Here is a 19,704-nt window from a genome sequence, read left to right as displayed (position 1 = left end):
TGTAGTACTTTTGTCGGAGCCGTGGAGGGAGGGCCCATGGGCCGCATCAGATATGCCAGTGACGTCGGCGCACCTGTCGAGGTCGCTTTCACCTACACGGACAACCACCTGTTCGTACCGGACTGGATGTTCGGCGTCGCCGAGTTCGAACCGAGTGGTGATGTCGACCGCGGGCTCGGCGCACGCTTCCACACCAGCGCCCGACTCGGCCTGCTGCGCACCACACTGACCTGCGAGATCACCGAGTACCGGCGCAACATCGTGATCGGGTATACGCTGCGTGGACGCTTGTCCGGCACTCTGACACTGCGATTCGATCCCCTCGGCTACGGCCGCTCGGTGCTCACCTCGGAAATCGAGTACGCACCACCGCGCGGGATCACCGGGCGCATGCTCGCGCGCCCCATCGAATCAGGTGTCCGCTCGGCGCTGCGCCGCACGGAGTCCCGGTTACGAAGGGAGATAGAGCAATTCCACGGTACCGATCTTGTCGGGCGGATTGCGTAGGGTGCGAGGCATGATCATCGTGAGCACCGACGGATCCTGCCTGCGCAATCCCGGCGGCGCCATCGGCTGGGCATGGGTCAATCACCAGGGACCCGCCGACAGCGGGGGAGCCGCGTCGGGCACGAATCAGATCGCGGAGCTGCGGGCGCTACTGGAGGCGATCCTCGCCCACCCCGGCGATGAGCCACTACTGATCGAAAGCGATTCGCTCTACGCCATCAAATGCGCCTCGGAGTGGATCGCGGGCTGGCGGCGCAACGGTTGGCGCACCTCCACCGGCGGGGCGGTCAAGAACGCCGAGCTCATCCAGCGAATCGACCGAGCCATCGCCTCCCGGCCGGGCCCCGTCCGGTTCCGCTGGGTGCGTGGACATGTCGGCAACTATTTCAACGAACAGGCCGACACACTGGCAGGTCAAGCCGCCCGGCGGGTCGCAGCGGATCCCACTACCGGCGAGCCGGCGACCGTCGATCCCGCCACCGTCGAGCCGTCGACCGTCGAGATCCCGGCGATGCGCGCCTCGATCCCTGCGCCGAAACGGCCGGACAAGCCCCTGCGAAGCGAAAAGCCGGCCGCCACGCGAAAAATCGCGAAGCAGCCGGCCGCTGGGGCACTGACGCTGTTCTGAGCGCCGTACCGACCACCTGAATAGACCTCCGGCGGTGGTGGCTCGACCCACCGCCGGGGGTCGCTTTCTTCAGATCAGTTACCGGGCTCCGGCGCGGGCTGATCAGCCGGTGGGGCCGGCTGCTGCTCGGTGGCACTCGGATCGAGACCCGGCAGCATGGCCAGCTCCCACTTGTTGACCAGCCACTTGTCACCCGACTTCTCCATACCGGCGATGACCGCGATGTCCAGGCGCTTGGGCTCGGGGGTGGCCTTGTTGGTATTCATCAGACTGAGGTTCACCAGCACCTGCGTGTTCTCCGCGTCACCGGAACGGAAACCACAGGTCGACTTGTCCACCCACGCCTTGACCTGGTTCTCGCCGAGCATCCCGCGCAGCACTTCCCAGTTCTGCTCCAGATCCGAGACCACGTTCTCGGTCGCCCGGCCCTTGAGCTCGGGGAGGAAGCTGTCGAGGTTGCCCGTGTAGTCGTAGGTGTTGGTCACCCGCGCGAAATCGCAGGCCGCCTGGCTCGACTCGTCCTGCGCCGCCAGTTCATCGCCGCGCTCCTTCGACTGCATGAAGAACACGACGGCGGTGACGACCAATGCCACCAGCACCACACCCGCCACGAACGCGAGGACGACGGGCAGCAGACCGCGCTCATCGCCGCTGTTGTTGGCGTCTTCGACCATAGGTCCGGTCCCACTCTCTTTCATCACGCCGGTCGGCTATCGCATTGCCGGGAAGTCGAACTTGGCCACGAGCCAGCGCCCGTCGACCTCTTCCATCTCGACATTGGCCGCCACCCGGACCTTGCCAGGGGGGGAGTTCGGAATATCCGCTGTGGAGAAGGCCTGGTCGATGACCAGAACCACGGTCGCCTTGGTGTCGTCACCCGAGGCGAAACCGCACATGACCTCATCGGCCCTCGAGTCGACCTGCCTGCCCTCGAACCTGGCCTTCAGATCCGGGCCGAGCTGGCCGACCATCTGCTTCCACTCACCGGTGGCGGTGTCGTTCAACCGGGCGAGATAGTCGTCGACCTTGTCGCCGCTGTAGGTGGCGAACTGGCTACCGAAATCGCAGGCCGCCTTGGTTGCGGCGGCGCGGGTGTCCAGCTCGTCCTCGCGGCTGCCCGACTGCAAGAAGAACACCACGCCCGCGATCGCGGCGGCGATGGCGAGCACGAGTGCCGCGCCCGCGGCGATGATCATCGGATTGCGGCGGCCGGAGGCTTCGGCGGCCTTGGCGGCGGCGGGGGTGCGCACCTTGACGGTGGTGGCGTCGTCGGCCTTTGCGGCCTTGTCCTTCTTGGCCGCCTTGGTGACCTTGACGGTCTTGTCGGCGTCGTCGGCGGCATCCGCGTCCGACTTGCCGGTCTCGACCGTCGCGTCGGCGTCCGAGGCCTTGTCGGTCTTCACGGTGTCATCCGCGTCCGCCGCCTCGGTCTTCGACTCGGCAGCGGCGGTGTCGGCCTTCACGGTCTCGTCGGCGCCGGACTCGGCGTTCTCGGCCGCCGCGTCGCCCTCGTCCTGGCCGGAATCCTCGGCTTTGTCGGCACCACTCTCAGTAGCGTCCGTGGACTCGGCGTCGACGTCCGCGGCCGGTGTGGTCGCCTCGGCGGGTTCGGCGTCGCCCGCCGATCCCGTCGTCGCGCCATCCTTCACGGCGTCCGCGTCGGAAGCGGCGTCATCTTTGGACATGAGTACTGTTCACACCTTCCCGGCGCACATTCGAGTGCGCCGTGTATTTCGTCCGGCCACGCGCGCCGGGCCGCAGGCATTCAACTGCGAGTATGCCCCGGCGCACGCGATACCGATCAGCCGGTCGGGGTTACCGCACCGGCGGCATGGTCCGTTCGTTCGGATCCACACCCGGCGGCATATGCGAGCCGTTGTTCGGAATGTTCGGCCGCGGTGCGTTCACCGCGCCCCGAATCTGCTGTCCCGGCGCCGGGTTCTCGCAGTAGTTCCACATCGGCATGGTCCCGTCGGAGACGACCTGCGGGCTGGCCGGAATGGACTGGTACTGGCAGTAGGGCCGCAACCAGATGTCGAGGATGGTGTGGAATTCGTTGTCGTGCGCGGGCACGCCGAGCGCCGCACCGCCGAGTTCGAGCGACGGGAACAGCGCCTGCATGGCGGGGGTGCGCAGCTGCGCCGCCTTGGTGATGGCGACGAAGTTGTTGACCAGCCCGGTGATCGGATCGGTGGTCGTATCGAGCACCGCGCCGAGGCTGGCGAACTGCGCGGGCGCCTGCGAGAGCACCGACTGCAGCTCGGCGTTGGCATTGTTGAACTGCTCGAACAGCACACCCGAGTTGCGGGTCAGCGTCCCGAGGTCGGGCTGGGCATTCGACGTCGTCGCCGCGATGGTCCGCAAGTTCGCGATCAGGTTCGCGGTCTGCGGCAGCAACGAATCCAGGCCCGCAACCACCAGGCTGACACCGTCGATGAGCGAACGCAGCTGATCCGGGCCACCGCTGAGCGCGATATCGAGCTCATTCAGGATGACATCGAAATGCTTCGGATCGACCTGCGCGATCAGCGCGCTGGTGTCATCGAGCACCGCCCACACCGGGGTGGGGGTGTGCACGGTCTCCGGGTTGTACTCGATCACCGAACCGTCGGTCAGGAACGGCGCCTGATCGGTATCGGGACGGAAGTCGATGTACTGCTCACCGGCCGCCGACAGCGCCTGCACCGCGACGATGGTGTCCACCGCGATGTCGTAGCGGTCGTCGATCTCGGCGGTGGCCGCGATGGCCGAGCCGCCGTTGATCAGCTTGATCGAATCGACCTTACCGACCCGGAAACCACGCAGGGTGACATCGTTGCCCGGCTGCAAACCGCCGGAGCGGTCCAGCGTCACCGTGACCGAGTAGGTCCCGCGGAAAGGGTTGATCCGCATGACGTTGACCATCAGGTATGCCACACCGATGATCAGGACGAGTACCAGGCCCGCGGTCGAGTAGAGGATCTTGTGGTTTTTCACCGGTGGCCTCCCGTCACCCGGCCGTAAACGACCTGGAGCACCTGGACCAGGCTGCCTGCGAAGTCGTTCAGATCGTTGAGATCGAAGAACTTGCTGGTGCCGGGGGCGGTGAGCAAGGCGATGTCGAGGTTGGTGACGTTGACCTGCGCGGCGAGGCTGTTGCCGCGGAAGGTCGAGTTGACTCCGGGTTTGATCTCGTGCAATGCGTCGAGCACCGCGCCGAAATTGTCACCGGTGGCGGCCAGCGCCCCCATCAACTTGTCCAGGTTGTCGAGCAGGCCGGCCAGATCGCCACCCGAGGTGTTGGCGTAGTCGCCGAGGGCAGCGCTGGCGGTGCTGATCTTGGTGAGCAGATCGCCGATGGCCTTGTTGTTCTCCGCGACCGCGCCGATCATGTTCGGCAGGGTGTCGGCGACCTGACCGAGATCCGAGCGCCTGGACTCCAGAGTGGTGGCCAGCGCGCCGAATTCGGACAACACGCTGTCGATATGGGCGGAATTATCGTTCAGGCTCGTAACGACGCCGGTCATCTCGTTGATCAGATGCACCACCTGATCGCTGCGCCCGCCGACGATGGAGTCGAGTTCCGCGCCCAGCCTGGCGAGATGGGCGATACCGCCGCCGTTGAACATCAGCGACACCGACAGCAGCAGTTCCTCGACGGTGGCACCCGCCGAGGTCTGCTCCAACGGCAGTGTGTCACCGCTCTGCATCATCTGCGTGCCGGGTTCGGAAGGCGGCATGGACAGCGCGACGAACACGTCACCGAGCGGGGTGGCCTGGCGCAGTTCCGCGGTGCTGCCGACCGGGAGCTGGATATCGGTGCTGATATCCATATCGACGATCGCCTGGAAGTTCGAGGTCTTGATCCCGGTGACCACACCGACGTCGGAGCCACCGACCTTGACCTTCGCCTGGTCGGGCAGGTTCAGCGCATTGTCGAACACGGCGGTCAGGGAGTAGGTGTCGCCGGAGGCGCCCGGCTTGGGCAGCGGCAGCTTCTCCACGGTGAGGCCACAGCCGGAGGTCACCGACATGGCCCCGACCGCCGCGACCGCGACCATGCTGCGGCGGGCTCGTCTGCTGATTCGATTCATCATTTCGTCAGTCCAAGCAGTGCGGCGGTGAGTCCGAAATCGGGGCCGAAGTCCTCCATGCGGCCGGTGCGGCATCCGTCGGCTCGCATCTGGATCCGCTCACAGAACAGGCTGATCTGCTCGCCTGCGAGGGTGGTGCCGACGAGGCCGTGCAGCCGGATGTAGCCGAGCTCCTTGTTCATCGACTTGTCGATGCTCTGCAACAGCATCGGCGCGACGTCGATGACTTCGGTGAGCCCGCGCGCGTTCTGACGCAGCTGATCGGTGACCGCGGTCATCCTGGTCAGAGTGTCGGAGATCTGGTCCTGATGCTCGGCGAAGATCGAGCTTGTGTTGGTCAGGAAGCTGTTGAGCTGGTTCAGCGTGGCCTGCAGACCCGGCGCCTGCTCGGCGAGCAGCGTCGTCATCTGGGTGGCCTGGTTACTGAAATCCCGTACCGACTGATCGTTTTCGGCCAGCATCGTGGTCAGCTCGTTGAGCTTGATGATGATGGTCGAGATCGCGTCCTTGTTGTCCAGACCGACCTTGAGCGCACTCGACAATGCGTTCAAGGTGTCGCGGATGTTCCCACCGTTGCCGTCGAGCATCGGGTACAGCACGCGGCCCGAGAGCGGGCCGAGCCCCTCCTGGCCCTCTTCCGGCTTGAGCGCGGCGGCGAACTGATCGATGGTCTTGATCATCGTGTCGAGTTCGACCGGGACATCGGTGCGGTCCAGCGGCAGATGATCGCCGTCGGACAGTGTCTCGCCCTCGGTGAAGGGCGGGGTGATCTCGATATGCCGATCGGTGACGATCGACGGCGAGATCACCACGGCCATGGCGTCCTTGGGGAACTTCACATCACCGTCGAGGGTCATATGCACCTCGACGAAGGTGCCGCGCGGCACGATCTTGTCGACCTTGCCGACATCGATGCCGAGTACCTGGATGCTGTTGCCCTCGTACATACCCGCGATGTTCTCGAAGTCCGCGGTGATCTTGATGTCGTTGTTCAACGGGCCGGGCAGCAGTGAGCAACTGCCGACCAGAAGCGCTGTGGCACCGACGAACATCGACTGGGCGATCGTTTTGAGTCTCATCACGCGCACCCCTCGGCGACTTGGGCGAAGCACAACCAGTTGTCCGGGAACAGCCACGGGATGCCGACCTCGGCGTAGTTGCCGTTACCCCAGGCATTGGCCAGGTAACGCACCGCCGGCGGCATGATCGACAGCAGCCGGTCCAGGTTGTCCTTGTTCTTCTGCAAGCCCGCGGCCATGGTGTTGAGCTGGTCGAGGGTGCCCGAGAACTGGTTGTCGTTCTGCGCACCGATCTGCTGCAGCTGCGCGGTCAGTGTGGCGACGTTGTCGAGCAGCTGGCGCAGCAAGTTCTGCCGTTCCATCACCCGGCTGGCGATCGCCTCACCCTGGGTGACCACCAGCAGCACACTGTTGCGGTTGTCGGCCAGGATGGTGGTGACCCGATCCAGATCCTTGAGCAGCGTGTCGACCTGGGTCTTGCGGGAGTCGATGGTCTTGGCCAGCGCGCCGACGCTGTTGAGCGCCTGCGAGATCAGTTCCGGCGAACCACCGAGCTGCTGGTTGAACAGATTCAGCGATTCGGCCAGCTTGGCGGTATCGAGTTCCTCGAACTTCGGGGTGCCGCGCTGCACGACATCGGCGAGGTTGTAGGGAACGGTGGTGTTGGACTTGGGGATCCGGTCACCCTCGAGGCCGGAGCCGTCGCCCGGCTCCAGAGCCACATAGCGGGCACCGAGCAGCGTCGCCATCTTGATGGAGGCGTGCGCGTCCGGGCCGAGCTTCACATCGTCGTTGATCTGCAGGGTGATCACGACGTGGTCGCCCTCGAGCTCGGCGCCTGCGACCCGGCCGACCGGAACACCGGCGACGTCGACCTTGTCGCCGACCTTGATACCGGCGGCCTGCACGAACTCGGCCTTGATCTTCTGCTCACCGAGGCCGAGGCTCTGGAAGCCCGAGGACACGATCACCAGCAGCGCTACCAGCGCGGCACCGATGATGCCGAGCCCGAAGTACCGGTTGGCGTTGAACCAGGTTTTGAGCTTGGTCATGGGCGGCACACCGCCGACTGTCCGTTGCCGCCGATCTGCGAGAACAGCCCGCGCGGGAAGAGGATTCCGTAGAGGGACACATCGAGGCGGCAGATGTAGGCGTTGGCGTAGGCACCCTCAGAGGTGAACCGGCCCACATCGGCGAGCACCGACGGCAGGTCGATTGCGGCCTGGTCGAGCTTGGCACCGTTGGCCAGCAGCAGCGTCAGCGCGTCAGTGGTCGACTTCTGCGCGGCGTCCAGCTTCGGCTGGATGGTGCCGACCATGTCGACCAGAGCTGTGGTGGCGTCGGCGATCTGCACGGTGGACTGCTGCAGCGACTGGCCCTGTTCGTAGAGCCCGCCGATCAGCGCCCGGGTCTGGGTTATCAGCGTCTCCAATTCGTCCCCTCGTTTTGCCAACCCCGACATGATGCCGCTGAGGTTGGTGATCACATCGCTGAGAATCGCGTCCCTGCGCTCGAAATCGGTGGCCAGCGTCGCCGCCTGGGTGATGAACGCACTCAGCGAGAGCCGATCACCCTGCAATGCCAACACGAACGTCTCCGACAGGCGGTTGACCTGCTCGGGCTCGAGCGCCTGGAACAACGGCTGGAATCCGTTGAGCAGCGCCGAGATATCGAATGACGGCTCGGTGCGCTCCAACGGGATGGTCGCGTTGTTCTCCAACGGGATCGCGTCTCCGCCGGTACCCGGCGCCAGCGCGATGTAACGCTGACCGATCAGGTTCTGGTAGCGGACCAGGGCCTTGGTGTTGCCGTACAGGGTCTGTTCGTCCTGCACGATGAACGAGACATGGGCATCGTTGTTGTCGTCGAGTTCGATCTTCTCGACCTTGCCGACCCGCACGCCCGCCATGCGGACGTCGTCGCCCTCACGCAGGCCGAGTACATCGGTGAAGGTCGCCGAGTAGGTGTTGGTATCGCCGTCGACGGTGCGGGCCAGCGTGTTCCAGATGACCACGGTGACCAGAACCGATACCAGGGCGAAGAGGCTGAAGCCGATCAGCGGTTTGCGGATACTCATCGGCCGGCCCCCTCTCCGGTGACCTGCACAGTGCCGCCTTCCAGGATCGTGCTCAACATCATGTACTCGAGGGTGGAGGCCCGCCGGCCGAGCATCGCGGTCAGCGCCGGATCGTCGGTGTAGGCGATCGGCCTGGCTGCGGGCTTCACACCGGGACGCTGGGTGTCACCCTCGGGTGCCGGTGTGTCCTGCTCGGACTGTGCCGCGGGTGCGGTATCCGGCTGCGGCGCGGCAGGCGCGGGCGCACCGGGCGGCAGCAGGTTCGGGAACAGGCCCTCGAGCGGGGTGCCCGCGAACGGATTCGGAATGGCCGCCGTCGGTGCGGCCGGTGCGGGCGCGGTGGCCTGCGTGGTCACCCCGGGGATGGCGGGCATACCAGGAAGCGGCGGCAGCACGGGCAGTCCGTCGGCCGACTTCAACCGGCCGGGCCGCATCGATTCCGGCAGCACACCGGGATCGGCGACGACGGGCGCGGTGGCACAGCTCGGGCCTGCGAGATCACCGTAGCGCGGGCAGTCCGCAACGGTGTTCGGCTTCCACGGCGTGAAGGTCACGCCGGCATTCCACACCATCTGCCGCTGCGGGCCCCAGGTGAAGACCGTGTTCAGCTTCCGGGTGGAGCTGTTCAGGTTGGCGATCGAGTTGGTGATCGCGGCGGGGTCCGAGGCGAGCGCGCCGATGGTGGCGTTCAGACCCGCGGTGACTTCCTTACCCGAGTTCGGGTTGGCCGCGAACAGTCCGTTGACCTTGTCCATCGTGGCCGAGGCCCCGCTGATCAGCGCAGCGAGATCGGACCGGCGGTCGGAGATGGTGCGTGCGGTGGTGACCGAGCTGGCCAGCACGTCCATCAGTTCGGGCGCGGACTGGTTCAGCGCGTGCGCCGAGGCGGAGAAATCACCCAGCAGCGCACCGAGATCGGGAATGGACTCGTCGACCGTGAGCAGCCAGCGATCGAGGCGTTCGATGGTGGAGCCGGGGACCCTGCCGCTGCCGTCGAGCGCGTAGGAAAGGGTGCCGAGCACGCGGCCGAACTGCATCGGGTCGATCTGGTCGAGGATGTTCTGCACCGTGGTGAGGGTGTCCTGTAGCGCGACGGTGCCCTTGCTGGTGTCTTCCTCGATGACCGAGCCCTCTTCGAGGTGCCCGTCGGAGGTGCCGTTGAAGACGAGCTCGACCGAGGTCACCGCGAACAGGTTGCTCGGTACCACGCGCGCGGTGACGGTGTCCGGGATGCCGTCGACGAACTCCGGCTTCAGCTCGATATGGACTTCCTGCAGTTCACCCTTGGCGGCGACCGAGACACTGTCGACGGCGCCGACCAGGACACCGCGGAACTTGACGTCGGCGTCCTGGGGCAGCCCGTCACCTGTGGTGGTCAGGTTCGCGGTGACCAGCACCTTGGGTACGAAGTAGCCCTGATAGCGCGCCATCAGGAAGCCGAGGATGACCGCGAAGACGATGAGCCCGCACACGCCGGCGATGAGCAGCTGCCGCATGGTGGGCCCGCGCCCACTCGGATCGATGATCATTGCCTACCCCGAGATCCTGATGCCGGGGTTGACACCCCAGATGGCCAAGGTCATGAACAGGTCGGCGAACACGACGACGATGATGCACATCTTGATCGCGCGACCCGCTGCCACACCGACACCCTCGGGTCCGCCCGAGGCGAAGAAGCCGTAGTAGCACTGGATGAACGTGGTGATCGCGACGAAGATGATCGCTTTGAGCAGCGAATACAGCACGTCGGTCGGTATCAGGAATTGGTAGAAGTAGTGCATGTAGGTACCGCTGTCGGTGCCGCCGATCAACTGCACGGTGACCGCGCAGGAGATGTAGGCCATGGCCAGGCCAAGGCAGTACAGCGGGACAATGGTGATCATCGCCGCGATCATCCGGGTGCTGACCAGGTAGGGCAGCGGGCGGATCGCGACCGATTCGAGCGCGTCGATCTCTTCCGAGATACGCATGGCGCCGAGCTGCGCGGTGAAGCGGCAGCCTGCCTGTGCCGCGAAGGCCAGCGCCGCCAGCAGCGGGCCGAGCTCACGGGTGGTCGCGAAGGCCGAGATGGCGCCGGTGATCGGGCTCAGACCGAGCAGGTTGAGCGAGGTGTGGCCCTGGATACCGACGGTCATACCGCCGAAGGCGGACAGGATCAGGATGACGCCGATGGTGCCGCCACCGACGACGAGATTGCCGTTGCCCCAGGTGACATCGGAGAGCAGCCGCCAGACTTCCTTCGGGTACTGCTTGAACGCCAACGGCATCGAGCCGAGCGAGCGCAGGAAGAAGAACACCTGGTGGCCGAGGCGGGCCAGCATGTCCTTTGGCGCATTCGCCGCGGACTTGAGCTTCTGGAAGGGCCGCAGCAGGGGCGGCACATAGGTTGCTGACACCGGCTACACCACCGTCGGGGGGAAGAGGGTGTTGTAGACCTGCGTGAAGATCACGTTCACGCCGAACAACATCACCGCGGACATGACGACGGCCGTGTTGACCGAGTTCGCGACACCGCCGGGACCACCGCGGGTGTTGAGCCCGGTGTCGCAGGCGATGATCGCGGCGAGCAGACCGAACAGAAGCGACTTGATCAGTGCCACCAGCAGATCCAGGGTGACCGCGAACGAGGAGAAGGTCGCGATATAGGAGCCCGGTGTGCCGCCCTGGGCGAAGATATTGAAGATGTAGCCGGTCAGGAAGCCGACGAAGACGACGAAGCCGCACAGCAGCACGCTGACGATCATCGCGGCGCCGAGCCGGGGGGCGACCAGCCGACGCATCGGATCGACGCCCATCACCTTCATGGCGTCGATTTCCTCACGGATGGTCCGGGATCCGAGGTCGGCGCAGATTGCCGAACCGACGGCGCCGGCGATCATCAGCACGGTGACCAGTGGCGCGCCCTGCTGGATGATGCCGAGACCATTGGCCGCACCGATGAAGGAGGTGGCACCGACCTGGCTGGCAACCGCACCGACCTGAATCGAAACGATGACACCGATCGGGATGGCAACGAGCAACGTGGGCGCCGCGGCGACACTGGCCATGAACGCGCACTGTCGAATGAACTCACCGAAGGGAAACCGGCGACGAAAGATGGCGACGACGAGTTCCGTGATCGCCTGCGCGCCCATGGTCATCTGCCGGCCGAGCGTTTCCAGCGACTTTTTGGGATGGTCGCGCCAGTAGTCCTTCGTCCACTCGACCGCATCGCTTAACCGCGAACCTGCTGGTGGACTCTTGGTCGACTGCACTGACTAACCCCTCTCGACGTCGGTTTACCTGCCCCGACGACTTGTTTGCTTGACGCACCTTACTACGGAGTAGCGCAGAACACACCATAGACATGTGATTGCGGTCATAGACCGTTGTCACTATCCACCGCGACCACTGAGTTATCGATCTCGGGTTGGTATTGATCCCAATCTTTCATGGAAAAGAACTGGAACGAGTTACAGTTCACCTGCGCGAACGCCGGACCCGGCGCGGAGGGTTGTTCCTTATTAATAGGGAAACCATTCATCCAAATTGCGCGGATTCAATTCTGGACGACCGACCATGATCGCACCCGGTTTGTAAAGTTCGATGGAAATAATGCGAGCATTGATAGCTAATCGCTATTTCATTAGAATGAGACAAATCAATCGCGATGTATTGAAATCGACGTCTCGGCGGGCACCGCGAAGCCGGTGACGCGCCCGAGCGCAAATACTGACACGATGGGTGCCACAGATTGATATCGTGCGGGCTTCCGACGTCTGGAGGGACATGTTCAGCAAACTCGCCAAGGCGGCCAACGCCGTCCTCGCCGTCGCCATCGGAGCGGCGCTGCTCGGGACCGGCGCGGGCGCCGCCGGCGCCGCACCAGGCGCGCCGGTCATCGGCGGTGGATCTGGAATCGTCATCGACAATCAGTTCGAGTGCACGGTGACCACGGTCGGCCACGATGCGGCGGGACGCCTGGTCGGGCTGACCGCAGGGCACTGCGGCGACGCGGGCGCACAGGTATACGCCGAGGTTGACCGCGGCTACGGCCCGATCGGCAAGTTCGTCTTCTCCAACCGCGAACTCGATTACGCCGTCATCCAGTTCGACCCGAACCGCATCACCCCGGTCAACCGGATCGGCAACGTCACCATCACCGGGATCGGCGCGCCGCCGCAGTTCCCGACAATCGTCTGCAAGGAAGGCCGCACCACCGGCAATACCTGCGGCGTCACCTGGGGCGATATCTTCCAGACCAATTACGAGACCTGGGCCCAGATGTGCGTGGTCGAGGGCGATTCCGGCGCACCGGTCGTCGTCGGGTCCACCCTGGTCGGCATGGTGAACGCCTACCTCGCCATCGCCTGCTTCGGTCCCGAGGTCGGCACCAACCTGACCGCGATCATGGACGACGTCAACGCGCGTGGCGGGGCGGGAGCGGGTTTCCGGCCGATCTAGTCCTTCGGACTCGAGATCGTTGACGAATGAGCGGGCAGAAATGCCCGCTCATTCGGCATTTCAGGGGGAGTGCTCCCGCGACCAGCGTGGCTACCCGCTGCGATCGACGGCCGGAGCCAGCGCGGGGGCGGACACACCGCACTGCGGCATGCAATCGACATTGTCCAACGTCGGCGCGCGCTTGCTCGGCTCGCGCAGCAGCACCGCGGCGAGCAGCGCGCCGATGAGCAGCAAGCCCGCACAGATCCACATGGCGACCCCGAAACCAGAGTCGAACTCCGCGGGATCGCCGAGGGCTCCGGAGATTCCGGCCAGACCGGGCAGCGCGGCCACCGCGAGCAATTGCGCGGTGCGGGCGACGGCGTTGTTGACCCCGGAGGCGATGCCCGCCTCACTCGGTGCGACGGCACCGAGCACCGCGCCGGTGAGCGGGGCGACCAGCACCGCGAGACCGAGACCGAACAGCAGCACGCCGGGCAGCACATCCACCAGGTACTTGGTGCCTGAGCCGATGCCGATCAGCAGCACCAGCCCGAGCGCGGCCAGTATCGGCCCGACCGTCATCGGCAACCGTGGACCGTGCCGCTGCGCCCACCGGCCCGCGGGCGCGGACAACAGCAGCATCAGAATGGTGACCGGTACCGTCGCCATCCCAGCCTGCAACGGCGAATATCCCGCGACCACCTGCAGTTCCAGCACGAGCAGGAAGAACACGCCGCCCAGCGCGGCATAGACGACCAGTGTCACCAGATTCGCCGCGGTGAACACCCGCGAGGCGAACAAGGTGGGCGGCACCAGCGGATGGTCGCTGCGCATTTCGATCACCACGAACACGCCGAGCAGTACCGCACCGGCGACCACCAGCCACGGCATGGCATCGATCAAACCGAGCGTGAGCGCGGCGAGGGCCACCGCGACGACGAACGCACCGGGAATGTCGAGCCTGGTGTCGGCCTGTGGGTCGCGGCTCTCCGGTACATGCCGCAGGGCCACCAGCACCACGATCACCGTCAGCGGGACATTGAGGAAGAAGATCGATCGCCATCCGGCCAGCTCGATCAACCACCCACCCAACAGCGGTCCGAACGCACCGGCCACCCCACCGAAACCGGACCACAGCCCGATCGCCGCACCCTGATCACGGGAATCGATGGATGAGGAGATCAACGCCAGGCTGCCAGGGGTGAGCATCGCGCCGGCGACCCCCTGCAGGACTCGCGCGGCGACCAGCATTTCGATGTTCACCGCCGCACCGCACAGCACCGAGGTGATCGCGAATCCGATGACGCCCCACACGAATACCTTGCGCCGGCCGAACCGGTCCCCGAGCGAACCGCCGAGCAGGATGAACGAGGCCAGGGTCAGCGTGTAGCCGTTGAGCGTCCACTGCAGGCCAGCGACATCGGTGTCGAGGGAGGTGCCGATGCGCGGCAGCGCGATATTGACCACGGTCGCGTCCAGCGACGCCACCGACGACCCGAGCACGGTGGCCAGCAGAATCCAGCGGCCGGTACCCGAACTCAGACGTGGCAGCTCAGTGGTGCTCACCGCACCCAAGATACGGCTGTTCTACAGCTCCTCGACGCACACCACGAAACGGCGTTCCGGATAGACGTAGCCGCTGCCGCCGTCACCACAGGCGTTGGCGTCGTCGGCGTCCTTTTCGATCGAGAGCACCTTCACCCCGTCGATGGTCGCTTCGGTGCAGTCCACGCGCTTGGGGTCCTCGCCACCGACATCCATGCATCCCCCGACGACCCAGTCGATATCCAGGCACAGCGCGCCCTGCTCGACGCCGTTGACGGTCTCGGCGTAGTAGCTGTCGGCGTCGGTGACGCATTCGGATCGCTTGGCGACCTTGCCGATGACCTTGTAGTTGGCCGCGCGGCTGCCGCAGGAGGCCTTGTCGATCTCGGCGTCGGTGGTGGTGCCGCCAAGGGTCACGCAATCGCCGATCTCGGCTTCGAACGAGGTGGTGCCGCCGGTGGGTGCGGTACTCGTGGTCGAGCGGGGGGTGCGGGTACTCGTCGGCTCCGAATCGGAGGACGATTCGGGGCTACTCGTGGTCGAGACCGCGTTGTCGAGCGCGGGCTGTGCCGTGCCGGAGATCGAGTTGCTACACCCGGCGGCAAAGGGTACGACGAGCGTCGCCGCGACGGCACAGGCCGCGAGCGCGCGATGGGCAAGGTTCGATCGACCTGACACGAAAAGTCCTCCCGAGCAGCAACGCCGAACTCATACCCCCGCAGAATCCGAAGTCCACAACTGTGCATGAAATACCTCGAAATGAATACACCACAGCTTCGACGAGGTCGAGTCGGACGGCGCGGCGCGCGTCGCCGAGAGCGCGGGAACCGCCCCCGCAGCAACAATCTCGCCTATGGTGAGAAGGCCGGTGCGAGAGGAGTCGGACATGAAGCTGATCAGTGCGATCGTCTGCGCCACCGCGACAGCCGGAGCCTGCCTCGCGGCACCGACGGTCGCCTCGGCAAATACTGTGCAATGTGCTGCGGACAACGGCGCCGACATCATGATCCTCGACGGCGACCACGGCTGTCGCGCGCGCACCGGTGAGGTCGGCAAGGCCAGATCGGCCGGAGTGGACGGCATCGGTTACGCCATAGCGTCCTCCGGTGCCACGGCCGTCGGGATCGGCGCGAACGGTGGCCTCGGCGCGAGTGAAGGGGTCGGCGGCGTGCCGATCGCGGTCGGCCTCGGACCCGATGCTGTCGCGCTGACGTCGGTGCTGCCGGTTGGCGATGCGCCGAGTTCCTCGGCGGTGGCGGTCTCGCTGGCGCTGGACGGATCGCGCGCGCAAGTCCTCTCCGGTGAGGATGCCGTGGTGTGCCTCGGTGTCGCGGCGTTCGCCTGGAATGCCGGTACGGGGGATGCCTGTGTGGCGACTCCGGTGGGCCGCTGGCAGCGATCGTGAGCACGGCAGAACCGGCGCGCGGTTTCTCGGCACCGCGCGAGATGCTCGTCGACCCTCGCTTCATCCGGTTGGCCGACCACTTCTTCGCCATGTTCACCCAGCCGAGCCGGGGTGGCGGCGCGCTCGCGATCTATCTCGACGGCGAACCGGTCGTCGATATCTGGGCAGGCTGGGCCGCCAAGGACAAGCGCTGGAACGGCGAGAACGTGGCGCTGGCGTTCTCCACCGGCAAGGGTGTCGCCTCGACGGTGCTGCACCGGGTGGCCGAACGCGGCCTCATCGACTACGAGACGCCGGTAGCCGAGTACTGGCCGGAGTTCGCCGCCCATGGCAAGGAAGACATCACTGTCCGCGATGTGCTCTCCCATCGCGCGGGCCTGCACCGGGTGCGCGGGCTGGTGCCCGGACGCGAGGGCATCCTCGACTACGGGTCGGTGGTGCGCGCCCTCGCCGACAGCCCGCCGGATCCGCGACGGATCCGCACGTCGGGCTATCACGCGATCACATTCGGCTGGTTGGTCGCCGAACTGGTGCAGCGGGTGACCGGCGATCCGTTCACCGATGTGCTGCGGCGTGAGATCGCGGTCCCGCTCGGGATGGACGAATTCTGGTTCCGGGTGCCGGAATCCGAGCGCTATCGAATCGCCAAGACCTTCCCCCATCTTGCGCCGCCCGGCATCCGCTGGAACACCGCGTCGTCGGTGCTGTCCTGGGTGCGGCCGGTGCGCGGGCTGGCCGAGGCCGGAATGCCGGAGAGTTTCGATGAACTGGTGCGCGATCCGCGCGTGCACGATGCGGTGATGCCGGGCTGGAATGGGGTGTTCTCGGCGCGGGCCCTGGCCAGGATGTACGGCGCGCTCGCCAATGGCGGGCAGGTCGCCGGGCTCGGCGCGGACAGCGGGCGCATGATCAGCTTTCTGAAACCGGAGACCATCGAGAAGGTCAATCAGGTGCAGCCGACCGAGAGCCGGGATTACGTGCTCGGGTTTCCGTTGCGCTTCACCCTCGGCTATCACCGTCCCGTGCTGATGACCAAACAGCAGCCACGAAAGGCGTTCGGGCACTATGGCATCGGTGGTTCCGGCGCCTACGCGGATCCGCTGCTCGGGATGTCGGTCGCCTTCGTCACCAACCGGCTCGGCAACGCGGTCACCGCACTCGGCGACGCACGGCTGGCACGGCTGGCGGCGATGGCACGCAATACGGTCCGTAAGGAACGACCGGTCGACGACCTCGACGCGATCCACGAACACTGAACCGCCACCGGCCACGGTCCGTATCCAGCGGTATGGACTCGACCTCCCGCGGCGGCGCGGTCGCATTACGGCGCCCACGCCCGGCGCTGGCGCATGCCGCGGCCGCGGGCATCGATTTCCAGTGGTACTTCCGCAGGCGGCGCGAGCGGGACGGCGATCCGTTCCTGCTGCGTTTCCCCGGACTCGGGGAAGCGGTGTTCACCGGTACCCCGGAGGGCGCGCGGGAACTGTTCCGCGCCCCGGTCCCCGCGCTGGTGCCGCCGCGGCCCAATCCGATCGAACCGCTGGTCGGCACCGCATCGCTCATCCTCACCGGCGGTGAACGGCACCGCCGTGACCGCGCCCTGCTCGCACCGGCATTACACGGGTCGCGGGTGCGCGCATACAGCGAGCTCATCGAGGAATCGGTGCGGTTCGAGGTCGACCGATGGCGCCAGGGAACCGTGATCGATGCACGCTCGGCCGCCACCGCCATCACGCTGCGGGTGATCCTGGACGCCGTATTCGGGGTCGGGGGCGAACGTCGCGCCGCGTACGCCGCCGCGATCGGCGCGTTCCTCGGTAGCTTCTCCGGGCCGCTCATGCTGCTACCAGCACTCCGTCACGGCCTGTTCGGCCAGGCGCCGTGGGACCGATTCGTCGCGGCGCGCGAACAACTGGATCGGCTGCTGCTCACCGATATCGCAGAGCGACGCGACGGTGGCGGCGGCGCGGATATCCTCTCGACTCTGCTCGACACCCGTTACGAGGACGGCAGCGCGATCTCCGACAGCGATCTGTGCGATCAACTGCGGACCTTGCTCGTCGCGGGACATGAGACAACGGCGAACACGCTGGTGTGGGCACTGTTACGGCTACACCGCGAACCTGCTGTGCTGGAGCGGCTGCGCACCGAACTGCGGGCGGCGGATGGGGAGAATCCGACGCGGCTGCCCTACCTCGACGCGGTCTGCCAGGAGACTCTGCGCCTGCATCCGGCGGTGCCGATCGTGCTGCGCAGGCTGACCGGACCGTTCACATTGCGCGGTGTGCGGCTGGACTCCGAAGCCATCATGGGTATCGCGGTGCCGCTGCTGCATTCGGATCCAGCGGTATGGGTCGAGCCGGACCGGTTCCAGCCCGAACGCTTCATCGAGCGTCGCTACACCCCGTTCGAGTTCGCGCCGTTCGGCGGCGGCCATCGCCGCTGTGTCGGCGCCGCCCTGGCCGAACTCGAACTGCGCATCGCCGTGGCGACGATCGTTGCCCGGACCGAACTGCGACTCACGCCCCCGCTGCGCCGCGGTGGACTGCCCCGCGCCGTCCCGCGCGGAATCGCGACCGGACCCGGCCGTCGGGTTCGGTTCGAGGTCCTCGCGTGATTTAGCTCACCAACATGTTTGGCGTCACCGATCTCCGACCGCGCGGCAGGATTTCCGCACCGGGCGCGACTCACCGTTGTGAGCGGGGCGTTTCGCGGTGGGCCTTTCGGTCGTCGCACGGCATGCGCCATCGAACAACCGGTGGCGACTGCCTATGACCGGCGGACCCGGCTGGAAACGTCGGCGCGTGGACGGTAGGAATGGTCGGCGGAGCGGTAGGTGTAGCCGCCAGGGTCGCCGTCATCATCGACAGCGGATCCGCGGATACCCGGTCGGGGCCGCTCCGGGCTCCACGAACCCGTCGGTGCGCCGAGATCGATGCGCTCGCCGCGGGTGCCGCGCATGTTCGATGCCGATCCGTGGGGTGCTCCGCAGGTTCGGTGAGTAGTCGCCGGGCCGCTCCGCAGGTCGCGCACGACCGTGCCGTGCAATCCACGGTGCGTCAGGTGCGACCGAGAGATGGAATGGACGAAGAACATATGTATGCCGCCAAGACCACCGAGTCGATGACAGCGCGCCGCCGTGGCGCGCACCGGCTCCGCCAGGGCGTCCTGTTGACCGCGGCGATCGCCGCCGCGGGTGCGTTGCTCGTCGCTCCTGCCCAGGCCGCGCCCCACCTGCCCTCGGGTTCGGCGGAGATGGCCACCGAGCCGGTGCCGCCGCAGGCGAACTTCGCGCCGCCGAGCCTCAACCCCGGTGAGGGTGAGGTCGTTGGTGTCGCGCAGCCGATCATCATCAACTTCAAGGAGCCGGTGGGCGATCGGGCAGCCGCCGAGCGGGCCATCAAGATCACCTCGTCCAACCCGGCCGACGGCCACTTCTACTGGATCAACGACAAGCAGGTGCGCTGGCGGCCCAACGAGTTCTGGCCGGCCGAAACCGACGTGGTGGTGGAGGCGGGCGGCAGCCGCAGCGCCTTCCGGATCGGTGAGTCGCTGATCGCCACCGCCGACGACAACACCAAGACCATCACGGTCACCCGCAACGGCGAGGTGGTCAAGACCATGCCGACGTCGATGGGCAAGACCGATCACGAGACCCCCAACGGCACCTACATCGTCGGCGAGAAGCGTCGCGAGATGGTGATGGACTCCTCCACCTACGGTGTGCCGATCGACGATCCCGAGGGCTACAAGCTCGACGTCGAGTACGCCACCCGTATCTCCTACAGCGGCATCTTCGTGCACGCCGCGCCGTGGTCCGTGGGGCAGCAGGGCGTGGCGAATGTCAGCCACGGCTGCCTCAACGTCAGCACCGAGGACGCCAAGTGGTTCTTCGAGAACGTGAAGAAGGGCGATGCGGTGGTCGTGCAGAACACCGCGGGCGGCACCCTGAACAAGGGTGACGGCCTCGGCGACTGGAACTGACCTTCCCGAGTCAGCACAGCGGCGGGGCGTCCATCCAGGAC

At 66.1% G+C, this 19,704-nt stretch carries 20 protein-coding genes; 7 read left to right on the top strand and 13 right to left on the bottom strand.

Annotation, left to right across the window (positions count from 1 at the left end):
- Positions 1 to 36: 36 nt before the first annotated feature.
- Both GV792_RS05280 and GV792_RS05275 read left to right on the top strand, forming a co-directional pair.
- On the top strand, positions 37 to 507 hold the full coding sequence (locus GV792_RS05280) for an SRPBCC family protein (RefSeq protein WP_163822486.1): 471 nt from the start codon (positions 37 to 39) through the stop codon (positions 505 to 507).
- Between the two features lie 10 nt (positions 508 to 517).
- Positions 518 to 1,135 (top strand): ribonuclease H family protein, encoded by a 618-nt coding sequence (locus tag GV792_RS05275; RefSeq protein ID WP_163822485.1) that lies wholly within the window; start codon positions 518 to 520, stop codon positions 1,133 to 1,135.
- A gap of 74 nt (positions 1,136 to 1,209) precedes the next feature.
- Here GV792_RS05275 and GV792_RS05270 read toward each other — a convergent pair whose 3' ends face one another.
- From GV792_RS05270 to GV792_RS05225, 10 genes are all read right to left on the bottom strand, one after another.
- Positions 1,210 to 1,809: a hypothetical protein gene (locus GV792_RS05270; RefSeq protein ID WP_163822484.1), complete on the bottom strand. Its 600-nt coding sequence runs from the start codon at positions 1,807 to 1,809 to the stop codon at positions 1,210 to 1,212.
- Between the two features lie 36 nt (positions 1,810 to 1,845).
- Entirely contained in the window at positions 1,846 to 2,820 is a 975-nt protein-coding gene (locus GV792_RS05265; RefSeq protein WP_163822483.1) for a hypothetical protein, read from the bottom strand.
- Positions 2,821 to 2,950: 130 nt separating this feature from the next.
- Entirely contained in the window at positions 2,951 to 4,111 is a 1,161-nt protein-coding gene (locus GV792_RS05260) for an MlaD family protein (RefSeq protein WP_163822482.1), read from the bottom strand.
- The gene (locus tag GV792_RS05255) at positions 4,108 to 5,211 is read right to left on the bottom strand and encodes an MCE family protein (RefSeq protein WP_256667983.1); all 1,104 of its coding nucleotides are present in this window, start codon (positions 5,209 to 5,211) and stop codon (positions 4,108 to 4,110) included. Before GV792_RS05255 ends, GV792_RS05260 begins: the two co-directional genes overlap by 4 nt.
- Positions 5,208 to 6,287, bottom strand: a complete 1,080-nt coding sequence (locus GV792_RS05250) for an MCE family protein (RefSeq protein WP_163822481.1) — start codon at positions 6,285 to 6,287, stop codon at positions 5,208 to 5,210. The genes GV792_RS05255 and GV792_RS05250 overlap by 4 nt, the downstream gene beginning before the upstream one ends.
- Complete coding sequence (locus GV792_RS05245; protein WP_163822480.1) at positions 6,287 to 7,279, bottom strand: MCE family protein; 993 nt, start codon at positions 7,277 to 7,279, stop codon at positions 6,287 to 6,289. The genes GV792_RS05250 and GV792_RS05245 overlap by 1 nt, the downstream gene beginning before the upstream one ends.
- Positions 7,276 to 8,304: an MCE family protein gene (locus GV792_RS05240; RefSeq protein WP_163822479.1), complete on the bottom strand. Its 1,029-nt coding sequence runs from the start codon at positions 8,302 to 8,304 to the stop codon at positions 7,276 to 7,278. The genes GV792_RS05245 and GV792_RS05240 overlap by 4 nt, the downstream gene beginning before the upstream one ends.
- Positions 8,301 to 9,833, bottom strand: a complete 1,533-nt coding sequence (locus tag GV792_RS05235) for an MlaD family protein (RefSeq protein WP_163822478.1) — start codon at positions 9,831 to 9,833, stop codon at positions 8,301 to 8,303. The genes GV792_RS05240 and GV792_RS05235 overlap by 4 nt, the downstream gene beginning before the upstream one ends.
- 3 nt (positions 9,834 to 9,836) lie before the next feature.
- A complete protein-coding gene (locus GV792_RS05230; RefSeq protein WP_309138456.1) occupies positions 9,837 to 10,700 on the bottom strand; it encodes an MlaE family ABC transporter permease in 864 nt (287 codons plus the stop codon).
- A 3-nt stretch (positions 10,701 to 10,703) separates the two neighbouring features.
- Entirely contained in the window at positions 10,704 to 11,558 is an 855-nt protein-coding gene (locus tag GV792_RS05225) for an MlaE family ABC transporter permease (protein WP_163822477.1), read from the bottom strand.
- A gap of 514 nt (positions 11,559 to 12,072) precedes the next feature.
- On the opposite strand from GV792_RS05225, the gene GV792_RS05220 reads away from it, so the two are divergent.
- Entirely contained in the window at positions 12,073 to 12,747 is a 675-nt protein-coding gene (locus GV792_RS05220) for a S1 family peptidase (protein ID WP_163822476.1), read from the top strand.
- A 90-nt stretch (positions 12,748 to 12,837) separates the two neighbouring features.
- On the opposite strand, the gene GV792_RS05215 is transcribed toward GV792_RS05220, so the two are convergent.
- Positions 12,838 to 14,295 carry an MFS transporter gene (locus tag GV792_RS05215; RefSeq protein ID WP_163822475.1) on the bottom strand — a complete coding sequence of 486 codons (1,458 nt, stop codon included), beginning with the start codon at positions 14,293 to 14,295 and terminating at the stop codon, positions 12,838 to 12,840.
- 21 nt (positions 14,296 to 14,316) lie between these two features.
- On the bottom strand, positions 14,317 to 14,952 hold the full coding sequence (gene lppU, locus GV792_RS05210) for an LppU family putative lipoprotein (RefSeq protein ID WP_163822474.1): 636 nt from the start codon (positions 14,950 to 14,952) through the stop codon (positions 14,317 to 14,319).
- Positions 14,953 to 15,160: 208 nt separating this feature from the next.
- Here lppU and GV792_RS05205 point away from each other — a divergent pair, with 208 nt between their 5' ends.
- From GV792_RS05205 to GV792_RS05195, 3 genes are read left to right on the top strand one after another with little or no spacing between them, the layout of a single operon-like run.
- Positions 15,161 to 15,679 carry a DUF6764 family protein gene (locus GV792_RS05205; RefSeq protein WP_163822473.1) on the top strand — a complete coding sequence of 173 codons (519 nt, stop codon included), beginning with the start codon at positions 15,161 to 15,163 and terminating at the stop codon, positions 15,677 to 15,679.
- 41 nt (positions 15,680 to 15,720) lie between these two features.
- On the top strand, positions 15,721 to 16,935 hold the full coding sequence (locus GV792_RS05200) for a serine hydrolase domain-containing protein (RefSeq protein WP_163822699.1): 1,215 nt from the start codon (positions 15,721 to 15,723) through the stop codon (positions 16,933 to 16,935).
- 32 nt (positions 16,936 to 16,967) lie between these two features.
- A complete protein-coding gene (locus GV792_RS05195; RefSeq protein ID WP_163822472.1) occupies positions 16,968 to 18,296 on the top strand; it encodes a cytochrome P450 in 1,329 nt (442 codons plus the stop codon).
- 152 nt (positions 18,297 to 18,448) lie between these two features.
- Here GV792_RS05195 and GV792_RS05190 read toward each other — a convergent pair whose 3' ends face one another.
- Positions 18,449 to 18,640, bottom strand: coding sequence for a hypothetical protein (locus GV792_RS05190; protein WP_163822471.1), 192 nt, complete (start codon positions 18,638 to 18,640; stop codon positions 18,449 to 18,451).
- Between the two features lie 162 nt (positions 18,641 to 18,802).
- Here GV792_RS05190 and GV792_RS05185 point away from each other — a divergent pair, with 162 nt between their 5' ends.
- Complete coding sequence (locus GV792_RS05185) at positions 18,803 to 19,663, top strand: L,D-transpeptidase (protein WP_163822698.1); 861 nt, start codon at positions 18,803 to 18,805, stop codon at positions 19,661 to 19,663.
- Positions 19,664 to 19,704 lie beyond the last annotated feature (41 nt).

Source organism: Nocardia cyriacigeorgica, from assembly GCF_010868145.1.
GTDB lineage: Bacteria > Actinomycetota > Actinomycetes > Mycobacteriales > Mycobacteriaceae > Nocardia > Nocardia cyriacigeorgica_D.
Note: the sequence above shows the minus strand (reverse complement) of the source record. Positions and strands in the feature narration are given on the sequence as shown.